The sequence below is a fragment of the Rhodococcus sp. 05-2254-5 genome (genome assembly GCF_002258575.1).
Taxonomy (GTDB): Bacteria; Actinomycetota; Actinomycetes; order Mycobacteriales; family Mycobacteriaceae; genus Rhodococcoides; species Rhodococcoides fascians.
The window spans coordinates 68265-89696 of record NZ_NOZG01000001.1; the positions used below are offsets into that span (position 1 = coordinate 68265).

Genomic DNA, 21432 nt, shown 5'->3' on the forward strand with positions numbered 1-21432 from the left:
AGAGGGGTACCGATCAATGAGCGAAAAGCTCTGGGGTGGAAGATTCTCCACCGATATCACCGACGATGTACTTCGCTACACAGAGACAGCATCGGTAGACAGCAGAATGCTCGAACACGACCTGTGGCAGAACATCGCTCATGTTCTGATGCTCGGTCGCGCGGGAATCAACACCGAACCCGACACCAAAGCGCTTCTCGCTGGGCTGCTCGACATGGAGAGCAGCCGAGCCGACGGTGGATTGCAGCTCGACGTCCGACAAGAAGATGTGCACCTCAACACCGAATTCATGCTCATCGAACGGATCGGACCCGTCGGCGGCCGCATGCACACCGCACGGTCCCGAAACGATCAGGTGCAGACCGACGCACGCATGGTCACCCGCGAGTGGCTGCTCGATGCCAGCGAAGAACTGCTCATGTTCGTGCAGGATCTGCTCGGGTGCCCCGAGTCGGAACGAGAAGCAGTTCTACCCGGCTACACGCATTCGCAGGCAGCGCAACCGATTTCGGTAGCATTTTGGAAGGCTGCGCACGCACAGGCCTTGCTGCGTGATGCCTCCCGACTGATGGATGCCTGGAAGCGCATCAACATCAATCCGCTCGGCGCGTGTGCGCTCGCCGGAACTACATTCGCCCTGGACCGCGATTACACCTCCCGGCTTCTCGGGTTCGATGCACCGATGGTCAATGCGCTCGATGCGACGTCGACGAGGGACTGGACAGTCGAAGTAGCGGGCGCAGCTGCCAGCGGTGCTGTGAATCTATCTCGCATGCAGGAAGAGATCGTCACCTGGAGCTCGAACGAATACGCTCTCGCCGAAGTGCACGATTCGTTCGCGACCGGTAGCTCGATCATGCCGCAGAAGAAGAATCCGGTGGTTGCAGAACTGGCGCGAGGGAAGTCCGGTCGCGCGGTGGGTGCGCTGGTGCAACTGCTGGTGATGGAGAAGTCGGTCGGTCTCGGGTACAGCTGCGACCTGCAGGAGGACAAACCGGTTTACTGGGGCGCCCTCGATACGTACCTCGACACCATTCGCCTGTGCCGACGCCAGAACCTGCACACCGCGTTCGACGGTGCTCGCGGCAGAGCCCTGTGCTGGGACAACTTCTCGACCGCGACAGAGATCGCCAACATCTTGGTCTCTCGGTTCGACGTTCCTTTCCGCACAGCCCACCGCATCACCGGTGACCTCGTCAACGCCGCCCTCGCAGCCGGTCACACCCTGCGCAACGTCGCGTTCACCACCACTTTCCTCCGCGAGGAACACGACATCGACATCAGTGAGGTCGACATGAAGCAGATATGCGATCCGCTCCACACACTGCGCAGCTACATCTCTGCCGGATCCACCGGACCGACGCGGGTCTCCGAACAGCAGGAGCAAGGCCTGGCCGACGTGACCGACAGACTCGCCGAAATCCGGCAAGCCAGAACCCGCCTCTGGGAGGCGAAGGCGGAATGCCTACGAGCAGCGCGATCCGTCGTCGGCGGCGTGAGCGTGCCCGAACTCGCGATGGAGGTCGGGGTATGAGCATCGTCCTGGCATATTCCGGCGGATTGGACACATCCGTTGCCGTGCACTGGCTCAAAGAGCGCTATCAGACCGAGGTCATCGCGTACTGCGCGAACCTCGGCCAAATCGAGGACCTCGAGGCCGTCTCGAAGCGCGCAACCGCGGCCGGCGCGTCGGAAGTTATCGTCGAAGACGTCCGAGACCTGTTCCTCCACGACTATGCAATCCCGGCTCTCGCCGCCGGCGCTGCATACGAGGGAAAATATCTTCTGGCTGCACCGTTGTCTCGACCGTTGATCGCCGAGCGGCTGGTCAGCATCGCTCGCGAACGCGGTGCATCCGCAGTCGCTCACGGTGCCACGGGCAAGGGAAACGATCAGGTCCGGTTCTACACCTCCGTGCGGGCGTTGGCTCCCGAGCTCGACATCCTCGCACCTGTCATCGATTGGGAAATGACCTCCCGCGGTAGCGAAATTGCCTACGCCGATCGTCACGGTATCGATGTGGGTGTCAGCAAGACGACGCCGTACAGCATCGACACCAATATCTGGGGCACCAGCATCGAGTGCGGGGATCTCGACCTCATCGACCACGCTCCACCGCCCGATGCATGGCAGATCACGACCGCGCCGGTGCAGGCACCGGATCGTCCAACAACGATCACGATCGAGTTCGAAGCAGGCATCCCCGTCGCTCTCGACGGCCGCAAGCTCGACCTGATCGACCTGGTCAGCGAACTCGGGGACACAGCGGCCGCGAACGGTATCGGGCGTACCGAAATTCTCGAGAGCCGCATCGTCGGATTCAAGAGCCGCGGAATCTACGAAGCACCCGCTGCAACAGTTCTTCTCGCTGCACGAACCGATCTCGAAGCACTCGTACTGGACCGAGAGACGCTCCACCACAAGCGGTCCATCGCCGACCAGTACGCAGAGTTGGTCTACTACGGCTACTGGTTCACCGATCTGCGTGCAGCACTCGATGCTTACTGCGCCCGTCTGGCTCACCGCGTGACGGGCACAGTGACCGTCGAGCTGTACAAGGGCTCCGCTCGATGCATCGGCCGGACGTCCCCGAAATACGGCCGATACAGCTCGGCTCTGGCCGATTACGAAGAGGCAGACACCTTTCTACACGAAGCAGGTGCCGGATTCGCGTACTGCTGGGCTCTCCCACTCACCGAAGGAGTTGTCACTCGATGAAAGACACCCGCTCTGTTCTGCTCATCTCCGACGGATCACGGTGGGGCGAACTCGCCCACGACTTTCTCCGCCGCAGATTCGCCGACGTCGACTGGTTTGCCTGGGACTACGGCGATCCAGTAACTCGATCGTTCGATCAGTGGCACGGGTGCGACCTGCTTCTGTCCTTCAAATCGGACTTCATCCTGTCCGAGGCCACACTCGATCGAGTGCGGGAACTGGCCGTGAACTTCCACCCGGCGACCCCGAACTACCGAGGGATCGGCGGATATCGCTACGCGATCGACGACAACCAGACGCAATTCGGGGCCACCTGCCACATCATCACCCCGAAGGTAGATGGCGGTCCGATCATCGCAGTCGACCGATTCGACATCGTCCCAGGCGAATCCGAGACGAGCTTGAGCGAACGCACCGCCGCCGCCGCACTGGCTCAATTCCATCGAATCGTCACCACAATATGCAACGGCACCGCTATCAGCGCCGATCACAGCGAACAATGGGGACAACGTCTCTACACACGCCGCGCCCTCGACGCAGACCGCCGAAAGCGTGGGGAGCTGGTCGAAGCGTGAGAACACTGCACTCACCCTCCGCCACCCACGAGCCCCACGATCGGCCCAGGTCGCCCGAAGCCCATGGCGGTACTGCAGTTCGCAACGGCCCCTTGGCGATCATCGAATTCGACGGTGAAGGACACAACACGTTCTCCACAGACAAGATGCGCGGCATCACCGAGTTGGTCTGGCAGCTAGGGGACACCCCGGATGTCGAGGGGCTGGTTCTGTACGGGGGAGACGGTCGATCCTTCGGTGTCGGCGGTGACTTCAACGAAGTCAAGGACTTCACGGGAGGCTCCGAGGTCAACCGATGGATCGACGCCTGCGTGGACATGTATCGAGCAGTTCTGTCGATCTCGAAACCGACCGTGGCAGTCATCGACAAATACTGCATCGGCATCGGTCTTCAGTTGGCACTGTGCGCCGACTGGCGCATCGGAACGTCGACGTCGGACCTCCGTATGCCCGAGCTCAAGTTGGGTATCTCCTGCATACTCGGAGCTCCGCTCCTGCAACGCCGAGTAGGGCCTGCCGTGGCGAATCGAATGATCATCGGGTGCGATCGATGGCTCGGTACCACCGCACTCTCCGACGGCCTCCTCGATGAACTCGTTGCAGCCCATAGTGACCCGCTCGCTGCAGGATGCACCCGAGCACAGGCACTGGCCGAGTACCAATCGGTGCCGTTTGCCCGCACCAAGGCGTTCGTCAACCACGATCTGCTGCTCGACATGGAACGAGCCCGTATTGCAGCAATAGCCGGCCACCGAGCGGGGTTCGCTGCAGGCGATGCGGCCCAACAGAAGATGCGCACAATTGTCGGAGACAACCCATGACCCCAACCGATCATGGGTGGGTCGTCTTTTCGCACAGCGGCCGCATCCGCCGTGTTGGCGGACATACCGGCCCCGTTCTGAACCGCAACGACGGAACAGTCATGATCACGACGCCGCTGCACGGCGAATGCCGAGTCTTTCTCTCCCGCACCGATGATGCACGGACATGGGCGGTGGGAGCGCAATTCGCGGCGACCGCCGCGAGTGTCGGTCACCGCGCAGGAACCACCACGGCACTTCGCCCCGGGACGACTCTGGTCTGCTCCGCCGACGGAGAGTTGTCGGTGCACCGCGCTGTCCCCCGATCGTCGCCGTCGGGCGGTGTCCCAGGGTGTTCGCTCGAACAGGCCATGGGGTGGCTCGACCATGGATTACGCACTGCAGCAACGGAAATCGCATCGTCGGGTCGTCCCATTCGCTTACTGCTCTCCGGTGGTGTCGACTCCGGACTCCTCGCCTCCTACTTGTGGAGGGCCGGTGCCGACGTCCGTGCACTGACCCTCCGCACACCCTGGGGTGACGAAATCGACGGTGCCTCTCGAACAGCGCGCCACGTCGGTCTGCCGCTCGACGTCATCGACGTCACCGCACAGGAATCGACAGCGGCGATCTACCCGTGCATGCAGCACACTCAATCCGATGATGCAGAAGTCATCACCGTGCATCTGCTGGTGACAGTGGCCTTCGAGTTGGCGCGAGCATGTGGTGCCGACCTCGTGACCGGACTCGGCAGCGATCTGCTCAACGCCGGAAGCGATTTCGGTATGGGCGCAGTCGCCGGCGATCTGAACGAACGTATCGACGACGCCAGCGCATCAGGAATGATGGTGACCGGCCAATTCACCCCAGGGCCGCGCATGTACCACCCGTACTGGAGTCCTGCTCTACTGCACCTTCAACAGAGTGTCCCCGCTCAGCTGAAGACCGTCGACGGCATCGAAAAGTACTACCTCCGCGAGCTCGCGGCCTACCAACTGCCCCGTGAGACTGCGTTCGGGAGAAAAGTCGCAATCCACCAAGGGGCGGGTTTGTCAGCAGGGTTGGACGGCGCGCTCGGAGAACAACTGGCTGCCGTCTGTGCCCAAATCCGGGCACAGACCCTCGATGAGGTCCCTCTGGGAAACCACGATGTTGCGGTCGGCGGTGAGCAGCGGTGACGGCCACCGATCCCGGAGATCTCGCGGCAGTGGCCACCCGGGATGGATTCGCTCTGGTCGGCGACGTCGACTTCGGCAGAAGCGACTTCGAGGTCTTCGTGCAGGGGCTCGGGACTCTCGCCACACATCGGTTCGGCACCGGAAGCGCAGGTCTGCTCGATCTCGACGCAAGCCCGCTACCGGACCGCGTCGTCACCGGGCGCAGTGCCCTGCCTCTGCACACCGACGGCACACTTGTCGGGACCTGTCCCAAATACATTGCGCTGTATTGCAATGCAGTCGATCAGCCCACAGGATCCGGACGCACAGAACTCTGTCTGCAATCGGATCTACTCGATGCAACACTCCCACCGGACCTGAGCACGGTGACCGACGTGGATTGGGAGTACTACGTCACCGACCAATCCCACTTTCCCGACGTCGCGCACCGCTGGCTGTCGATTCCACCTGCAGTGCGATCAGCAACGGGGACAACGCGGTTGAACGTGGCACTCCCGTTCACCGAGGAACGGACCACCCCCGCAGGATGGTCGGTCCGTCTGGCGGGCTCGACCGAAGAAGACAGCCGGGCCGTCTTCGCACGGCTCGACTCCTACCTGCGGGGCAGTACCAGCTTCTACTCGCACGACTGGGCCCCGGGTGATCTTCTCGTCCTCGACAACGAACAGGTTCTGCACGGGCGGACAACGATCGAACCGGGCAGCGTCAGACACTTGTTCCGAGGACAGATCAATGTCTGACGCGCGAGGGTTCCTCGCCGCACTGAACAGCATGCCCCAACAGGATCAGGACGCACTTCACCAGGGACGACGCCATACGACGTTCGGGGAGCTGTCGGCCGCGGCGATGGCATGGCGTGATGCACTGGCACCGGTGATCGACGAAGGCGACGTGGTCGTCGTCGATCATCACCCCGGGGCCGCAGACTTCGTTGCAGCACTACTGGGAACGATGGCCGCCGGCGGCGTGCACCTGGCGAGCCGGACGCGGCATCCAGCATGGGACCGACTGAGCGCACTGGGCCGCCGCTGGCACGCCATTACCGACCACGACATCGACCCCGACCTGCCCGAACTGGCCTCCGTGTTCGATGCAGCAACCCGAAAGCTCCGATACTGCAACCCAACGCGTCAATGCGACGTGACCGAGCACGACACCGTGCGAGGAAGAATCCTCGAAACATCCGGATCGAGTGGTGAGCCGAAATGGGTGTACTGGACCGAGGAATCGCTGTTCGCCGACCGCACCGACTGGTGCCAGCAGCTCGGTCTGACAGCCGACGATGTGATCATCAACATCCACCCCCTCGATTTCGCGCACGGGATGGACGTTCACGTTCTCGCGGGCTTGCTCTCGGGAGCACCCACGGTGCACCTCGACGCCGGTCTCCCGGCCTCTGCCCACGCGAGAGCGATTTGCGACTGGAACGGTACCTATATGAGCGCCCTTCCCTCGCACTACGACGCGATCGCAGCGTCACCGGCGGCATCGGAGCGAATGGGTGAACACCTGACCACCGCACTGACGGGCGGGGCTCTCCTGACGCCGACCACTGCGCGACTGATCCACCAGCGGTGCGGGGTCCACCTACGCAGGCTCTACGGGGCCACCGAGTGCGGCATCATGTGCGCAGATCTGCGGCCACAGTTGCAGAGCGCGGCCGAACTGCGGCCCCTACCCGGGGTGGAGATGCGAGTGCGCCCCATCCACGGAATCGACGCAGATACCTATCGAGTGGGCGAGCCCGAATTCCGCCGAGCGCACCGAGCCGAAGGCTACTGGGGACACCCGGACCGTACACAGAGCGCATTCACGGACGGCTGGTATCGAAGCGGGGACGCGGTGATGGTCCACGACAACGGTGCCATCAACGTCCTGGGCCGCATCGATGACGTATGGACAAACAACCACGGTCAACTCTGTTCGGCAGGCGTCCTGGTCGACGAGATCACCGCACTCGACGAGGTCGACGAGGTCGTCGTCTTCGCCCCAACGGCCACAGGAGCAGACACACCGACGACAGTACTGTGCCGCCTGGCACCCACCGGGGCAGACCTCGGACGAATCCACCTTCGCGTCACCGAAGTGATGAACAGCTGCGGTCTCATCGGAAAGATCACTCTGATGTCCGACTGGCCGAAAACGTCTGTCGGCAAGCCCGACCGGCGCGCATTGCTGGCATGGTGCAGAGCGTCCTGAGTTCGACATCACACGGATCAGAAAGGGCAGACATGAGCGCCGCGTCCCCACAAGGGTTTCACTGCTGGACAACCCATTTAGGACTGGCAGACGAAGGTAAAGACGACTTCTCCATGGTCATCTCCGACAGGCCGTGCACCTCGTCGGTCGTTTTCACGAAGTCACTGTTCGCGGGCCCCTGCGTCACCTTGAGCAAGACCTCGATCGAGCAGACCAGTCCGCGCGGGGTCCTCGTGTTGGCGAAGAACGCCAACGTCGCGACCGGCGCGGAAGGGCTCCGCAACGCCAGCGAGATACGCGCATCCGTCGCACGAACCGTAGGAATCGAACCCGATGCCCTGATAATGGCCTCCACCGGAGTCATCGGAGTGCAATATCCGATGGACACCATCCGCGCCGGACTCGACGGGCTCGGCCAGGGAACACCACTCGACGCGCACGCGGTGGCCCGAGCGATCATGACCACCGACACCCGCGCCAAGGTCTCCGAACGAGCCGTCGGCACCAGCACCATCGTTGGAATCGCGAAGGGCGTCGGGATGATAGAACCGGACATGGCGACCATGCTGTCGTTTGTCTTCACCGACGCCGACGTCCCCCAGGACACGCTCAACCGAATCTTTCGTGACGTTGTCGACCGCACCTACAACTCGGTCTCGATCGACACCGACACCTCCACCAGCGACACAGCGGCGGTCTTCGCCAATGGTGCCGCCGGCCCGGTACCCGATACCGAGTTCGAGCAGGCTCTCGAGGAAGTGTGCACGGATCTGGTGAAAATGATTGCCAGCGACGGCGAAGGTGCGACCAAGCTGATCGTCACTACGGTCTCGGGTGCATCGAGCGAGCGCCAAGCGCGCGTGGTCGGGAAGTCGATCATCAACTCTCCCTTGGTCAAGACGATGATCCACGGTGAAGACCCCAACTGGGGTCGAGTTCTCATGGCTATCGGAAAATGTAGCAACGAGGTGGACATAGAACCCGACAGAATCCGAGTCGCATTCGCGGACATCGATGTGTATCCGAGCTCGTCACTCGACCAGCACGACACCGTCGAGGTGGTTCGTGAACACCTTGCAACTGCCACCGTCGAGATCAACGTAGACCTCGGAATCGGCACCGACACCTGGAGAGTGTTCGGTTGCGACCTCACCGATGAATACATTCGAATAAACGCGGACTACACCACATAGAGATCACTCCAATCACTTCACCAACAGGCCGCAGTAACGTGGAGTGGGCATCCGGCCTCGACGCCTCGACCTGTCGAAGCCGTTACAGCACGTCGCCTGTGGCCGTTGATGTTGCCGGTTCTGCCGGACTCTGGACATGAGCAAATTAAAGACCGAACACGATTCGCGCCGGGGGGCGAAAATGGCTGCAACCGATAGAGAACCTTCAAAAAGGTTCCGAGACAATGCCCATAACGACCGCAATGCCACAACTCTGATCAAAACTTCCGACCACGCATCTAGCGAAGAGCGTAGTCACGAGCTGTACACCGTGTACGGAACCGCGTGTCACGCGCCTGAACGACAGTGTATGACACGACTCACTGCGCGAATAGTCGATGGGGACAGCTTAGCGTCGATTCGGTGCGGACCAGGAGAAATTACTCGTCGACAGGTTGATCTCGAAGCCGATCCACGATTCTCCGTGAGGATTCAATACGTCTTATCGGGCGAAGTAATTCTGTCGCAGAACGGCGTCCAAATATCGCTGAAGAGTGGAGGCATTGGCCTATACTATAGCGATTACAGTTATACAATGACTGTAACCCGTGCCAGCTGTTTAGCGGTAGTCACGTTACGGCAGAGGGTGGGCTCAAGAGAAGACTTCGACGCCGCCTCGGGTCGAGGTCTTCGCGTTGTGCCAAACGCTGAAGGTACGGGGAAAATACTCTCAGATACTTTACATTCTACTTCGAGAGAAATTGGAATGCTGAACACGTTCACGGCTCATAATGTCATCTCAGCCGTTCGATTACTGGCGTGGGAAGGAATGCACCCGCCCCATGGCCACGCACCGCCTGACCAGCAATCCGGCCTCGTAGCGACGGCGCGCTTGATGATCGAGAAGAATCTTTCTGATCCCACGCTCAATCCCGACCTACTCGCGCGCAAACTACATGTATCGGTTCGTCAGCTGCATCGCGCTTTCGAGCGAGAGGAGCGAACTCTGTCCGCTTATATAGCATATGAGCGCATTGAAAGGTGCGCTGCCGATTTGATCGACCCAAGCTTACAACAGATACCGATAGGCGACATCAGTGCGCGGTGGGGGCTTAGTGACCAGTCGAGACTTTCTCGGCTATTTCGCGAGTTGAAGGGTTGCTCGCCTTCGGAATTCAGAAGGTTTTACGCGGAACCCAGCTAATTCGAGAACACATCCACCGATCAATTCCGAGTGGTCAAGACCGGAACGAAGGTTCTCGTACCGGCGCGCCGCGTCGACGTGATCGAACTCGCTGGGCAACAAGTACACGACCGGGTGACGGATTCATCAAGACAAAATTCTTGACCTTGCTCGAGGTAGTGACGGTCCGGCTATCCGTCCACGGTAGCTACCACGCAACTCCGTCACGTCCGCGCGCACTCGCGCCGATCGGGGCATCGCCTTCACGGCATAAGACGATTGATCTGCGGGTTCTCGCGGTAGACGTGGCTGTAGTCGTTGTCGACTTTGGAGGGCCCGACTCCGAGGACTTGATCGTTGGCCGGTTGCGGCTTCCATGGTCTCCTCACGGCCGGCGCAGATGGGTGCCTACCTGCACTGGACCCCGTAGGGGACTTCGACCCCACTTGTCGCACGGTGCCAAAGTTTTGTCGCTTCGCGACGAAGAGCTGTGGAGGTATTTCCGCAATTAATTTCGATAAGTAGCGTCGAAGACATCATCAAGTCGCCGACCTTGCAGGTCGCAATGGTTCATTCGACATGTCGACTTGAGATACAGAAATGATGGGGAGAACCGAAGAAGGAGACTGTGATGATCTCGGCAGATCAATATGCGCGCGATAGCTATGAACGTGAGTTGAAAGCTCACTGGGACGCTAAAACAACCGATGACATCAATCTCCTACTGGGCGCTGATGATGATCTTTACCACCATCACTACGCGATTGGCGATTTCGACCGCTCTATTCTGGATTCCGTAGGTGAGGAGCGAGAGAACGCGATTTTGCGAGAGTTGCATCGAATGGAGAATGATCAAGTCGGACTGATCCTCGACGCCCTCGGTCCTTTGCCGCCCAACTCTCGCGGCATGGATGCCGGGTCAGGTCGCGGGGGAACATCTTTTCGTCTCGCTGGAGCGACGGAGAGCCGAATCGACGGCGTCAATTTTTGCGAACATCACGTCGCGTTCGCCGAGCAGATCGCACGCAAACGCGGTTGGGATAGCCGCGTTCAATTCCACCTCGGGAACATGCTGCAGGCACCATTTCCTGATCACACTTTCGATTTCGTGGTCTCAAACGAGACGACGATGTACGCCGACGCGTACGAAGCAATGGCCGAGTTCTCCCGCCTACTGCGACGGGGCGGTCGCTACGTAATGACCACCTGGTGCCGCAACGACGCAGTCGACCCACGCTCGGACGCGACAAGGCAGATCGATGAACATTACGTATGCCGAATGCACCGCCGAAGCACTTACTTCAAGGCCTTCGCGGCAAACGGCCTGATTCCGTACCGCGTGGCTCAGTACACACACGAAGCTATGCCGTACTGGGAGCTACGCAACAACAGCAAACTCCGCACCGGCGTTGAGGATGCGTTCCTCAGCGGCTACAGCGACGGTTCACTGAACTACCTAGTGATTGCGGCCGAACGCATCTGAGACATCCACCCGGAAACCACAAACTTGAAGGAGCCTGAAATGCCGAACCTCGACGTGGCAGTCCTCGGCCAGCATGACGTACAGCAGCGCCGCTACTGGGATGCCAAAAAATCCGACGATATCAACCTGCTGCTGGGCACTGAAGACGGCTTGTACCACCACCACTACGGAATCGGTGACTACGATCACTCTGTACTCGCTGCACCTGCGGAGCTGCGGGAGTCACTGATCCTGCGCGAACTTCACCGGATGGAGTCGCTGGAAATCAACCTTATCGTCGATGCATTAGGGGAGGTCTCACCGAGCTCTCGTGTCATGGACGCGGGATCGGGGCGAGGCGGAACGACCTTCACAATCGCTGATCGATTCGGCTGCCGGGTAGACGGGGTGAACTACTGCGCTCACCATGTCGAGTTCGCAGAGAAGTTGGCCCGTGAACGCGGGAGCTCGGACCGTGTGCAATTCCACTTCGCAAACATGGTTCAGGCCCCCTTCGAGGACAACACCTTCGATTACATCGTCTCCAACGAAACCACGATGTGTGTCGACCTAGGGGAGGCGTTCACCGAGTTCGCCCGGTTGCTGCGCCCCGGCGGCCGCTATGTCGCAGTCACCTGGTGCCGCAACGACGTAGTTGCTGAGCGTTCCGAGGCATCACGGTTGATCGACGAAGAATATCAGTGCGCTATGCACACCCGCAGTACTTATTTCCAAACTCTGGCAGCAAATGGTCTGGTGCCGTATCACGTTCAGCGATACACCGACGAAGCCATCCCGTACTGGGACCTGCGCAACCAGGCAGCGTTGCGCACAGGTGTCGAGGAACCATTCCTCCAGGGCTTCCGCGAACGCAGCATCGACTACTTGGTTATCGCGTGCGAGCGTCTGTAGCGGTGGCCTGAGATATCCGAGTTATCCACGCGCCAGCGATCCTCGGCATCGGCGCGCCACTTCGTCCTTCTACAAACAATCGAAGGGATTCCGGTATGGCCGGAACGGCTGATTTACCTTTAGAAATGCGACGCAACGGCCTGAACCCGACCGAAGAGCTCGCCCAGGTCCGTGACCGCGACGGTGTTATCCCAGTAGGAGAACTCTACGGGGCCCCGGCTTTTCTCGTCTGCCGTTACGAAGACGTCCGGCGAATCTTCGCAGACTCAAACCGGTTCAGCAACGCCCACACGCCAATGTTCGCAATACCCAGCGGCGGCGATGTGATTGAAGATGAACTAGCCGCCATGCGCGCCGGTAACCTCATCGGACTCGATCCCCCCGACCACACCCGCTTGCGTCATATCCTTGCTGCGGAGTTCTCAGTGCACCGGCTCAGTCGCCTGCAGCCGCGCATCGCAGAGATAGTGGACAGTGCATTGGATGGTCTCGAGCAAGCCGGGCAACCCGCCGACCTTATGGACCGTTACGCGCTACCAGTCTCTTTGCTCGTACTGTGTGAGCTGTTGGGAGTGCCCTATGCCGATCGCGACGAATTGCGAGATCGAACAGCACGCCTCCTGGATCTGTCGGCATCTGCAGAACAACGAGCGGTTGCCCAGCGAGAAGACCGTCGATACATGGCCACCCTGGTTACCCGTGCGCAGGAACAACCCGGTGACGACTTGTTGGGAATTCTGGCGCGCAAGATTGGCGACAACCTCAGCACCGACGAACTTATCAGTATCATCAGTCTGATCATGCTCGGTGGACACGAGACCACAGCAAGCATGATCGGCCTCAGTGTACTGGCCCTTTTGCATCACCCGGAACAAGCCGCCATGATGATCGAGGACCCGAACTGCGTCAATTCCGGAATTGAGGAATTATTGCGGTGGTTGTCGGTCGCCCATTCGCAGCCACCGCGCATGGCAGTAACCGAGGTGCAAATCGCCGGGGTGACCATTCCGGCAGGATCTTTCGTCATCCCGTCCCTATTGGCCGCTAATCGCGACAGCAATCTGACGGACAGACCCGACGACCTCGATATCACCAGGGGAGTAGCCGGTCACCTCGCCTTCGGGCATGGCGTCCATTTCTGTCTTGGGCATTCACTCGCTCGGATGACCCTGCGCACGGCCGTGCCGGCGGTACTGAGGCGCTTTCCCGACCTAGCCCTCTCACCCTCGCACGACGTTCGGCTCCGCTCCGCCAGCATTGTTCTCGGCCTCGAAGAACTACAGCTGACGTGGTGAGAAGCGAGCGGTCATGAAAGTCGTCGTGAACGAGCGGAGGTGTTTCGGCTCCGGTCAGTGCGTGCTCGTCGCGCCCGAGGTCTTCGAGCAGAGTAACGACGGCACAGTCACATTGCTCGTGGACAAACCTTCCCCAGACAACCATTCGCTGGTACGCGCGGCTGCACGTTCCTGCCCAGCTACTGCTATCCGCTTCGAAGAGAATGCGATGCGACAAGAGCCAACCGAATTCAGCTATGACGATCTGCCTGCTCTGATCTCCCGTATGCGGGGAGACGAAAGGCACTCGTTCTCATCCTCATCGACGATGGACGTGCTGTGGGTACTCTACGACGAAATCCTCAACGTATCCCCCGAGAGCCCCGACGACGACGACAGGGACCGCTTCTTGCTGTCCAAAGGTCACGGCCCGATGGCCTACTACGCGGTACTTGCGGCCAAAGGGTTCCTCCGACCAGAGCTCCTCGATACCTGGGCGACAAAGAACTCACCACTCGGCTTCGCGCCGGATCGAACCAAAATCTCGGGTGTAGAAATGTCGGGTGGCTCGCTCGGCCATGGCTTGCCGCTCGCAGTGGGCGTCGCGATGGGACTCCGTATACAAAATCGTCACGCACCGAGAGTCTTCGTGCTCATCGGCGATGGAGAGTTCGATGAGGGCAGCAACCACGAGGCGATGGCTTTTGCAGGACGCGCGCGCTTGAACCAACTGACGGTCATCGTCCTGGACAACGGCACGGCAAGTATGGGTTGGCCGCATGGAATCGATAAACGGTTCGACGGTGAGGGTTGGGACACAATCAACATCAACGGTGCTGACCATGAGGAGATCGCTGCGGCACTGAATCGAGATCACAACGACAGACCGCTCGCGGTGGTCGCCACCGTTACTCGGCAATCGGCCCGTTCGTCCATTCAGCAGAGATGAATCGCCATGAATTCCGCAGACACGCAAGAACCAAAGTCCTTCAACCACACTGACATGTGGACCGCATTCGGAACGACCATGTCTGGTGCATTGGAAACAGACCCCCGCGCCGTAGTTGTGCTGGCCGACATCGGAGCCCACCTCTTCAAAGCGGCCGCGATCGCAGATCCCAACCGCGTGATCAACGTAGGGATCAGGGAACAGCTGATGATGGGGGTAGCCGGCGGGCTCGCCATGTGTGGCATGCGACCCGTGGTACACACAGTCGCCGCCTTTCTCGTCGAGCGGCCTCTTGAACAAATAAAGCTGAACTTCGCCCAGCAAGATGTCGGCGCAGTCCTGGTCAGTTGGGGAGCCTCCTACGACTTGTCGGAGTTCGCCTTCTCCCATTTCACCCCGGGCGATATCACCGTCATCGATTCGATGCCCAACTGGACAGTTCACGTGCCAGGCCATCCACAGGAGGCCGCCGATCTTCTCCTCGAATCGCTACCAGGCGATGGACGGGTCTACCTACGGCTGTCGAGTCAGGTCAACCGTTACCCCCATGCGGTCCGAGGGACATCGTTCACACCTATCAAGTACGGCACCCGCGGAGTCGTCCTCGCAGTCGGGCCCTGTTTAGATGCGGTGCTGTCGGCAACCTCCATGCTCGACGTAACCATCCTCTACGCGGCGACGATTCGCCCCTTCGACGCCACGGGCCTGTGTGCCGCGGTGCAAGCCGTGAACCGTCCGAACGTCGTGTTGGTCGAGCCCTATCTGGCAGGCACCTCGGCGCACCAAGTCTCGTCCAGTCTCGTCAGCCATCCCCATCGGCTGCTCTCCCTGGGCGTTCGACGTGAGATGGAAGATCGCCACTACGGAACCCCCGACGACCACGACCACATTCACGGACTTGACGCCCGTTCCCTGAGTAATTCGATCAATTCCTTCCTCGGCTGAGCACGACCCGCGAGAGAAAGGAATCGGGATGAAGGAATCAACCATGGCACAGACGCAAGCAAGGTTTGATCGGGTGCGATGGGAACCCGGCGTATACGCAATCGTCGGTGCCACCGGAATTGGAAAGAGCGCCGAAGCGAGCAAGTTGGCATTGAGTCACTCGGCTCCGATTGTTGTTGCCGACCGTATCCAGTGTTACTCCGATCTCCTGGTCACCAGTGGTCGAGCGTTCGACGCGAAAGTGGAAGGGCTCAACCGCGTTTGGCTCGACAACCGGACCATACATCAGGGCAACTTCGATCCGGACGAGGCCTTTGACCGGCTGATAAAAGTACTGACCTCGTACGTTGATCGCGGCGAAGCGGTGGTAATGGAGGGCGGTTCGATATCGCTCATTCTTCGATTCGCGCAAACGATATCCAACCTACCGTTCCCAGCTGTCGTGAATGTTATGCCTATTCCTGATAGGCAACACTACTTTGCCCAGCAGTGCGCAAGGGCACGACAAATGTTACGGGGAGATTCAACGGGCAGGAATTTACTCACCGAACTGGCGGAAGCGTGGGTTCTAGGCGATCAGCACAACTTCATAGCCTCGGTTGCGGGTCTGGACTGTGTACTCGACTGGTGCGCCACGCATTCCGTAACACCAGAGGAGTTGGCCAACCGAGACCTCACCACGGAGGTGCTCGACGAACTGGCGGCATCAATGGGTGGCCGGTATGTCGAGCACGGCGTCCTTCAGCAGGAAATATTTTTAAGAACCTTCGGTGCCCCAGGTGTGACCGCCAGATGAGCGGGATCTGGCACACCGACGACGTGCACCTGACATCCGCCGGGGCTGATTTCGGAAACTGCATCCATGCGAAACCGTCCGTCGTTGTCGTGCCACGGACCGTGGCCGACGTGCAGGAAGCCCTGCGCTACACCGCGGCGCGGAACCTATCGCTCGCGGTGCGCGGATCCGGACACTCGACTTACGGGCAATGCCAGGCAGATGGCGGAGTCGTGCTGGACATGAAAAGGTTCAACACCGTCCACGACGTTCGATCGGGGCAGGCCACGATCGATGCGGGTGTGCGATGGAGCGACGTGGTCGCTGCCACGCTCAGCCGCCAGCAAGCCCCTCCGGTACTCACCGACTATCTCGGGACCACCGTCGGCGGAACGCTTTCGGTCGGAGGCTTCGGGGGATCGAGTCACGGCTTTGGCTTGCAAACCGACAACGTGGACTCTCTTGCTGTAGTTACCGGATCGGGAGATTTTCGGGAATGCTCCGCCGTATCGAACAGTGAACTTTTCGACGCCGTGCGCGGCGGCCTCGGTCAATTCGGCGTAATCGTCAACGCGACAATCCGTCTGACCGCTGCTCACGAGTCGGTTCGACAGTACAAATTGCAGTATTCCAACCTCGGCGTATTCCTTGGCGACCAACTCCGCGCCATGTCCAACAGACTATTCGACCATGTACAAGGACGAATTCGTGTCGATGCCGACGGCCACTTACGTTATCGACTGGACCTAGCCAAGTACTTCACCCCACCACGAAGGCCAGACGACGATGCGCTGTTGTCATCGCTCCAATACGATTCGTGCGCCGAATACAACTCGGACGTAGATTATGGTGACTTTATCAACCGTATGGCGGATCAGGAGCTTGATCTTCGGCACACAGGTGAGTGGTTCTATCCACATCCATGGGCCAGCCTGCTGATCCCGGCAGACAAGATCGAGCAGTTCATCGAAACTACCAGCTCCTCATTGACGGATGACCTAGGAAACTCCGGGCTGATCATGGTTTACCCGATTCCAACAACACCGATCACCGCACCGTTCATTCCGATTCCTCACTGCGACACATTCTTCATGTTGGCCGTACTTCGAACAGCATCCCCAGGGGCCGAAGCCCGAATGATTGCCAGCAACCGCCTGCTCTATGAACAGGCTCGGGATGTAGGCGGGGTGGCCTACGCAGTCAATGCTGTCCCCATGTCACCGGGAGATTGGTGTACGCACTTCGGTTCGCGATGGCAGGCCATCGCACGGGCTAAGCGTCGCTTCGACCCATACAGGATCCTCGCCCCTGGATACAGAATGTCATTCGACTGATGAACCTTCGACCAATGCCCGCGACTACGGTCTCGGCACAGGCCCGCCCGACCCCCAAGAGCGTCACGGTCTTCTGCGGAGCTATGCCAGGGCGCGGGACCAAATATGGACAGCTCGCAGAGGGGATGGGGCGTGCGATTGCTAGATCGAAGCTGCGCCTCGTTTATGGTGGCGCCCGAGTCGGCCTCATGGGCACCCTCGCGAACGCGGCCTTGGACTCCGGCGGAACCGTCGTTGGCGTGATCCCTGAGAGCTTCACTGCGATACCCGAGGCTGCGCATCATGGACTGACAGAACTACACGTCGTCCATGACATGCACCAACGCAAAGCTCTCATGGCCGAACTCGGTGACGCATTCATTGCCCTCCCCGGCGGTGTCGGAACCGCAGAAGAGTTCTTCGAGGTCCTTACGTGGTCACACCTGGGGCTTCACAATAAACCCTGTGTACTGCTGAACGACAACGAGTATTACCGCCCCTTGCTCTCCTACATCGAGCACGCTGCCGTCGAAGGATTTATCACCCCCGCAACCCGGTCTCGCGTAATCGTCTGCAAAGACATCGAGGGGGCTATCGCGGCCATTCGCTCACCCTAATTAGTGGGACTTCTGCCTGGCCGGTAGATCTGCTCCGTCCTCGGTGCATTCTATATCGCTCACGTTCCACCCAGTTCGTCCGTATACGAAATTTGGAGGCACGTCGATGTCTGTACGAAAATTTCACCTAGGCTGGTTTGTCGGTTTCTTTGCTAACGATTTCACCGGCGACTTCTCGCCGCCTGAAGAGCCATGGGATGGCCGATTCTATGTCGAGATGGCGAAGTCGCTAGAGCGCGCAGGATTCGACTACATGATGTTCGAGGACACGGTGTCGGTACCCGATGCATACGGGCGATCCTTCGATGCGTACCTGAAACACGCCCTGTGGGTGCCGAAACACGACCCAGTGCCGTTGGCGTCGGTGATCGCGGCCGCGACCGACCGCATAGGCGTAATCGCTACGATGTCGACGGCCTTCTATCCCCCATACATGCTGGCACGCACTGTCTCTACGGTCGACCACATCGCTGGTGGGCGCTTTGGATGGAACATCGTCACCACCGGTCAAGATCAGGCCGCGCGCAACTTCGGCATGGATCGTCTGCTGCCGCACGACAAGCGCTACGAGGTAGCACATGAGTACGTCGACCTTGTCCGAGATCTATGGAATTCCTGGGATCGAGACAACATCGTCCGTGACCGCGAGTCAGGGACTTATGTTGCGCCCGGCACTGTTCGGGCAGTGAACCACACTGGGGAGCATTTCCGTTCGGCGGGTCCGCTCAACACGGTGCACCCACCCAATGGGCAACCAGTTTTCGTCCAAGCTGGCGGATCCCCCAAGGGCCGCGACTTCGCCGCGAAGTACGCCGACTCGATTGTTGCCAACGTCAACACCGTGGAGACGATGCGGGAGTTTCGTGACGATGTCCGTAACCGGGCGCAGGCACACGGTCGAGACCCTGACGACATCAAGGTTCTCTTCATCGCGATGCCAGTACTCGGTGCCACTATGGATGAGGCTCAGGCCGCGAATAAACGGAGAATGACCAGCGACCGGGCCATCGAAAACATTCTTTTGCAACTGTCTTTCGTCACCGACATCGACTTCTCTCAGTTTCCGCTCGACGAAGTACCTCCGCAAGACTTGACAACCAATGGCGAGCAGTCATCACTGGAGAGCTTCCTGCAGCACGGTAGCGGTAAAACTCTGCGCGAGCTGACCATTGATTACCTCGCTCCGTCTATCGAACTGGTGGGGACGCCTGATCACGTAGCGGAGCGCATGGGGGAGATCGTCGACGAGGTAGGCGGTGACGGATTCTTGATTTATACCGGGTCGAACTCGCTCACCCGCCGATTCATCGCTGAGATTACCGACGGCCTCGTGCCAGCTTTACAACGAATTGGGCGAACGCGGGTGGGATATTCGTCGGTGTATCTACGTGACAACCTTCGTGAGTTCTAGTTTTGGTGCTCGTTCGCGCCATCTCCCGAGGCCATCCCATGATCAGAAACGCTCCTGGTGGTGCCGGGCTCGTGATCATCGAGCTGCACGTCCCCTATCGAACAGCAATTTAAGTGACAGGAATTTGTGGTGACTGTGGATTACTCTATTCGGGGGCTCGCTCCCAGTGAGGCGCTCTACGTCGACTTGGGAGTTTTCATCGGGTATTCGGTGCGGGCTCGCGGCGATTTGAACATATCGGGGCTCTCGGCGGCATTTGCGACATTGCGACGCTCGTATCCTGTGTTGGCTGCGCACGTGGAGACGATCGATGGAGACCATATGATCGTCAAACCATCCGGTCCGCTGCCCGGCCTCAGCGTGCACACAGGGGATCCCGGTCAGCCGCTGAGCGGGGTGAACCTCAGTGCGGGCCGCGCCCTTTCCGGGCTACACGTCGTCGGCGATTCCGCCTGCGCGAGTGTGACTTTACTAACCCACCACTGCATAGCCGACGGTCGCCATTCTGTAGATTTGCTCAGCGATCTGTGGTCTTTCTACACCGACATTGTGGAAGGAAAGACCCCTGACGCGGTTGTTCATGGCTATCCCGAGTCGCTGGAAAAGCTGTTCTCCGAGAGAGGAATCGACACACCCGATGTCGGCAATGACGAACCATTAGAGTCGGCATTAAACAGGCCGCCGACGGCTGGCTATACCGAGCCACATCGTGCGATGACCCAACTGCGTTGTCGTTTGAGCAGGCGAGTCACGACCGGGCTCATCGACTTCGGACGTCACCATGGAGTTACGGTAAACGGCCTAGTATCTGCCGCTATCATGCGGACCGAGTCAGATCTGAGAAGTGTTCGGCTCGCCGACATCGCCTACCATTTTATTGTGGACCTCAGGCCTCACGTCACACCTGCAGTGGATTCCACCGCGGGAACAAATATTGTCGGCTTCCCCGTCTATCGGGCTACGGCCGAGTCCGTAGAAATCGTGGATCTGGCTCGCAGTTTAAATGAGGAATTGCACATCGATCTCGCCGCCGGCCACCTCCAAAGTGAAGCCCTGACAGCCGCGAAGATGGCAGTGCTGTTGCCTGAACCCAACGAGGTTCGTTGCACCAATGGAGGCACGGTTCCACCATTGCGATCGCCCGCAGGACTCAAACTCGAGGACTGCCGGCCCGCGCCAGCTGGGTTTTCCTTTCCTGTTTACATCGTCCATGGGTATGGCGGTCGACTGAACATCGAGTTTGCTTTGCCGCACGGAGCTTCCCGCTACGACATCGGCCGAGGCCGGGAACGGATCAGAACGCTCGAATCCCACCTTCGTTCCGTGGCGTGATTGACCAGGCACCGGTTCCGTGAGGCCGCGCCACGCAAGGTCAGCGGATCAACCGTTATTCAGACAGTCCCGGTCTCGCAGACGAGGCTCAGCGAAATTCCGCAACGCTTCGGAGATGCGTGGGGCGTTGAGATCGGTGATCGTGGCGAGGTAGACGTTGGCGCGGTGTCCGCGGTGAGCGAGGACGGACAGGAGTTGGAGACTGCGGTTGCAGGTGAGGCGGAGGGTGTCTACGACGCCTTCGAGGGAGTCGATGACGAGGTATGCGGGGGTGAAGTCGTGGGTTGTGGCTTGACCGTTGTCGATCAGAGTTTTGCGTTGGGTTGTGAATCGCCAAACGGAATCCATGATGTCGACAGGGTCCGGGTCGGTGTCCGCGGTGGTCGAGAACGTGGGGGTTCTGGACGGGCCAGTGATCATCCATACGTGCGGAGAGTGGCCGCTGAGGGTGTCGGCGAGGGTGTGTGCGAGGTGCGTCGACGCCGCGGGATCGGCGTTCAGGAGGAGATGACCGTCGCGCTGGGGGTGCCACGTTTTGGTACCCCCAGCGTCGTGCACGTCGATGCGGACAGCGATGTCGGTGTCGGGGTCGTCCAGCTCTGTCAGCATCGTGACGG

At 59.8% G+C, this 21432-nt stretch carries 20 protein-coding genes; 19 read left to right on the forward strand and 1 reads right to left on the reverse strand.

The features are described 5' to 3' along the window. Positions 1-16 precede the first annotated feature (16 nt). The 19 genes from argH to CH278_RS00405 all read left to right on the forward strand — a co-directional run bounded on the left by argH (position 17) and on the right by CH278_RS00405 (position 20815). Positions 17-1534: an argininosuccinate lyase gene (gene argH, locus CH278_RS00315; RefSeq protein WP_052047792.1), complete on the forward strand. Its 1518-nt coding sequence runs from the start codon at positions 17-19 to the stop codon at positions 1532-1534. Continuing rightward, positions 1531-2718, forward strand: coding sequence for an argininosuccinate synthase (locus tag CH278_RS00320; protein ID WP_015586121.1), 1188 nt, complete (start codon positions 1531-1533; stop codon positions 2716-2718). Before argH ends, CH278_RS00320 begins: the two co-directional genes overlap by 4 nt. After that, entirely contained in the window at positions 2715-3293 is a 579-nt protein-coding gene (locus CH278_RS00325) for a formyltransferase family protein (protein ID WP_032364999.1), read from the forward strand. Before CH278_RS00320 ends, CH278_RS00325 begins: the two co-directional genes overlap by 4 nt. Then, complete coding sequence (locus CH278_RS00330) at positions 3290-4114, forward strand: enoyl-CoA hydratase/isomerase family protein (RefSeq protein ID WP_052047791.1); 825 nt, start codon at positions 3290-3292, stop codon at positions 4112-4114. The genes CH278_RS00325 and CH278_RS00330 overlap by 4 nt, the downstream gene beginning before the upstream one ends. Beyond that, positions 4111-5271 carry an asparagine synthase C-terminal domain-containing protein gene (locus CH278_RS00335; protein ID WP_052053091.1) on the forward strand — a complete coding sequence of 387 codons (1161 nt, stop codon included), beginning with the start codon at positions 4111-4113 and terminating at the stop codon, positions 5269-5271. Before CH278_RS00330 ends, CH278_RS00335 begins: the two co-directional genes overlap by 4 nt. Further along, positions 5268-6011: a TauD/TfdA family dioxygenase gene (locus CH278_RS00340; RefSeq protein WP_015586125.1), complete on the forward strand. Its 744-nt coding sequence runs from the start codon at positions 5268-5270 to the stop codon at positions 6009-6011. Before CH278_RS00335 ends, CH278_RS00340 begins: the two co-directional genes overlap by 4 nt. Continuing rightward, positions 6004-7470, forward strand: a complete 1467-nt coding sequence (locus tag CH278_RS00345; RefSeq protein WP_032365002.1) for a class I adenylate-forming enzyme family protein — start codon at positions 6004-6006, stop codon at positions 7468-7470. Before CH278_RS00340 ends, CH278_RS00345 begins: the two co-directional genes overlap by 8 nt. 32 nt (positions 7471-7502) lie before the next feature. Next, positions 7503-8663, forward strand: a complete 1161-nt coding sequence (gene argJ, locus CH278_RS00350) for a bifunctional glutamate N-acetyltransferase/amino-acid acetyltransferase ArgJ (protein WP_032365003.1) — start codon at positions 7503-7505, stop codon at positions 8661-8663. 874 nt (positions 8664-9537) lie between these two features. Continuing rightward, the gene (locus CH278_RS28165) at positions 9538-9846 is read left to right on the forward strand and encodes a helix-turn-helix transcriptional regulator (protein WP_368665489.1); all 309 of its coding nucleotides are present in this window, start codon (positions 9538-9540) and stop codon (positions 9844-9846) included. A 610-nt stretch (positions 9847-10456) separates the two neighbouring features. Further along, positions 10457-11308: an SAM-dependent methyltransferase gene (locus tag CH278_RS00360; RefSeq protein WP_015586129.1), complete on the forward strand. Its 852-nt coding sequence runs from the start codon at positions 10457-10459 to the stop codon at positions 11306-11308. Between the two features lie 39 nt (positions 11309-11347). Further along, positions 11348-12199, forward strand: coding sequence for an SAM-dependent methyltransferase (locus CH278_RS00365; RefSeq protein ID WP_032365004.1), 852 nt, complete (start codon positions 11348-11350; stop codon positions 12197-12199). Between the two features lie 95 nt (positions 12200-12294). After that, positions 12295-13494 carry a cytochrome P450 gene (locus CH278_RS00370; protein WP_015586131.1) on the forward strand — a complete coding sequence of 400 codons (1200 nt, stop codon included), beginning with the start codon at positions 12295-12297 and terminating at the stop codon, positions 13492-13494. A 13-nt stretch (positions 13495-13507) separates the two neighbouring features. After that, the gene (locus tag CH278_RS00375) at positions 13508-14422 is read left to right on the forward strand and encodes a 4Fe-4S domain-containing protein (RefSeq protein ID WP_080730063.1); all 915 of its coding nucleotides are present in this window, start codon (positions 13508-13510) and stop codon (positions 14420-14422) included. 6 nt (positions 14423-14428) lie between these two features. Continuing rightward, positions 14429-15367, forward strand: coding sequence for a transketolase family protein (locus CH278_RS00380; protein ID WP_015586133.1), 939 nt, complete (start codon positions 14429-14431; stop codon positions 15365-15367). A gap of 28 nt (positions 15368-15395) precedes the next feature. Continuing rightward, on the forward strand, positions 15396-16163 hold the full coding sequence (gene fas4, locus CH278_RS00385) for an adenylate dimethylallyltransferase Fas4 (RefSeq protein WP_015586134.1): 768 nt from the start codon (positions 15396-15398) through the stop codon (positions 16161-16163). Continuing rightward, entirely contained in the window at positions 16160-17476 is a 1317-nt protein-coding gene (locus CH278_RS00390; protein WP_037192296.1) for an FAD-binding protein, read from the forward strand. Before fas4 ends, CH278_RS00390 begins: the two co-directional genes overlap by 4 nt. 14 nt (positions 17477-17490) lie before the next feature. After that, the gene (locus CH278_RS00395) at positions 17491-18072 is read left to right on the forward strand and encodes a TIGR00730 family Rossman fold protein (protein WP_202902193.1); all 582 of its coding nucleotides are present in this window, start codon (positions 17491-17493) and stop codon (positions 18070-18072) included. 106 nt (positions 18073-18178) lie between these two features. After that, positions 18179-19483 carry an NtaA/DmoA family FMN-dependent monooxygenase gene (locus tag CH278_RS00400; protein WP_015586137.1) on the forward strand — a complete coding sequence of 435 codons (1305 nt, stop codon included), beginning with the start codon at positions 18179-18181 and terminating at the stop codon, positions 19481-19483. 129 nt (positions 19484-19612) lie between these two features. Beyond that, the gene (locus CH278_RS00405; protein WP_032365006.1) at positions 19613-20815 is read left to right on the forward strand and encodes a phthiocerol/phthiodiolone dimycocerosyl transferase family protein; all 1203 of its coding nucleotides are present in this window, start codon (positions 19613-19615) and stop codon (positions 20813-20815) included. A 48-nt stretch (positions 20816-20863) separates the two neighbouring features. Here the strand turns inward: CH278_RS00405 and CH278_RS00410 are convergent, their stop codons facing one another. Continuing rightward, on the reverse strand, positions 20864-21424 hold the full coding sequence (locus CH278_RS00410) for a hypothetical protein (RefSeq protein ID WP_015586139.1): 561 nt from the start codon (positions 21422-21424) through the stop codon (positions 20864-20866). Positions 21425-21432 lie beyond the last annotated feature (8 nt).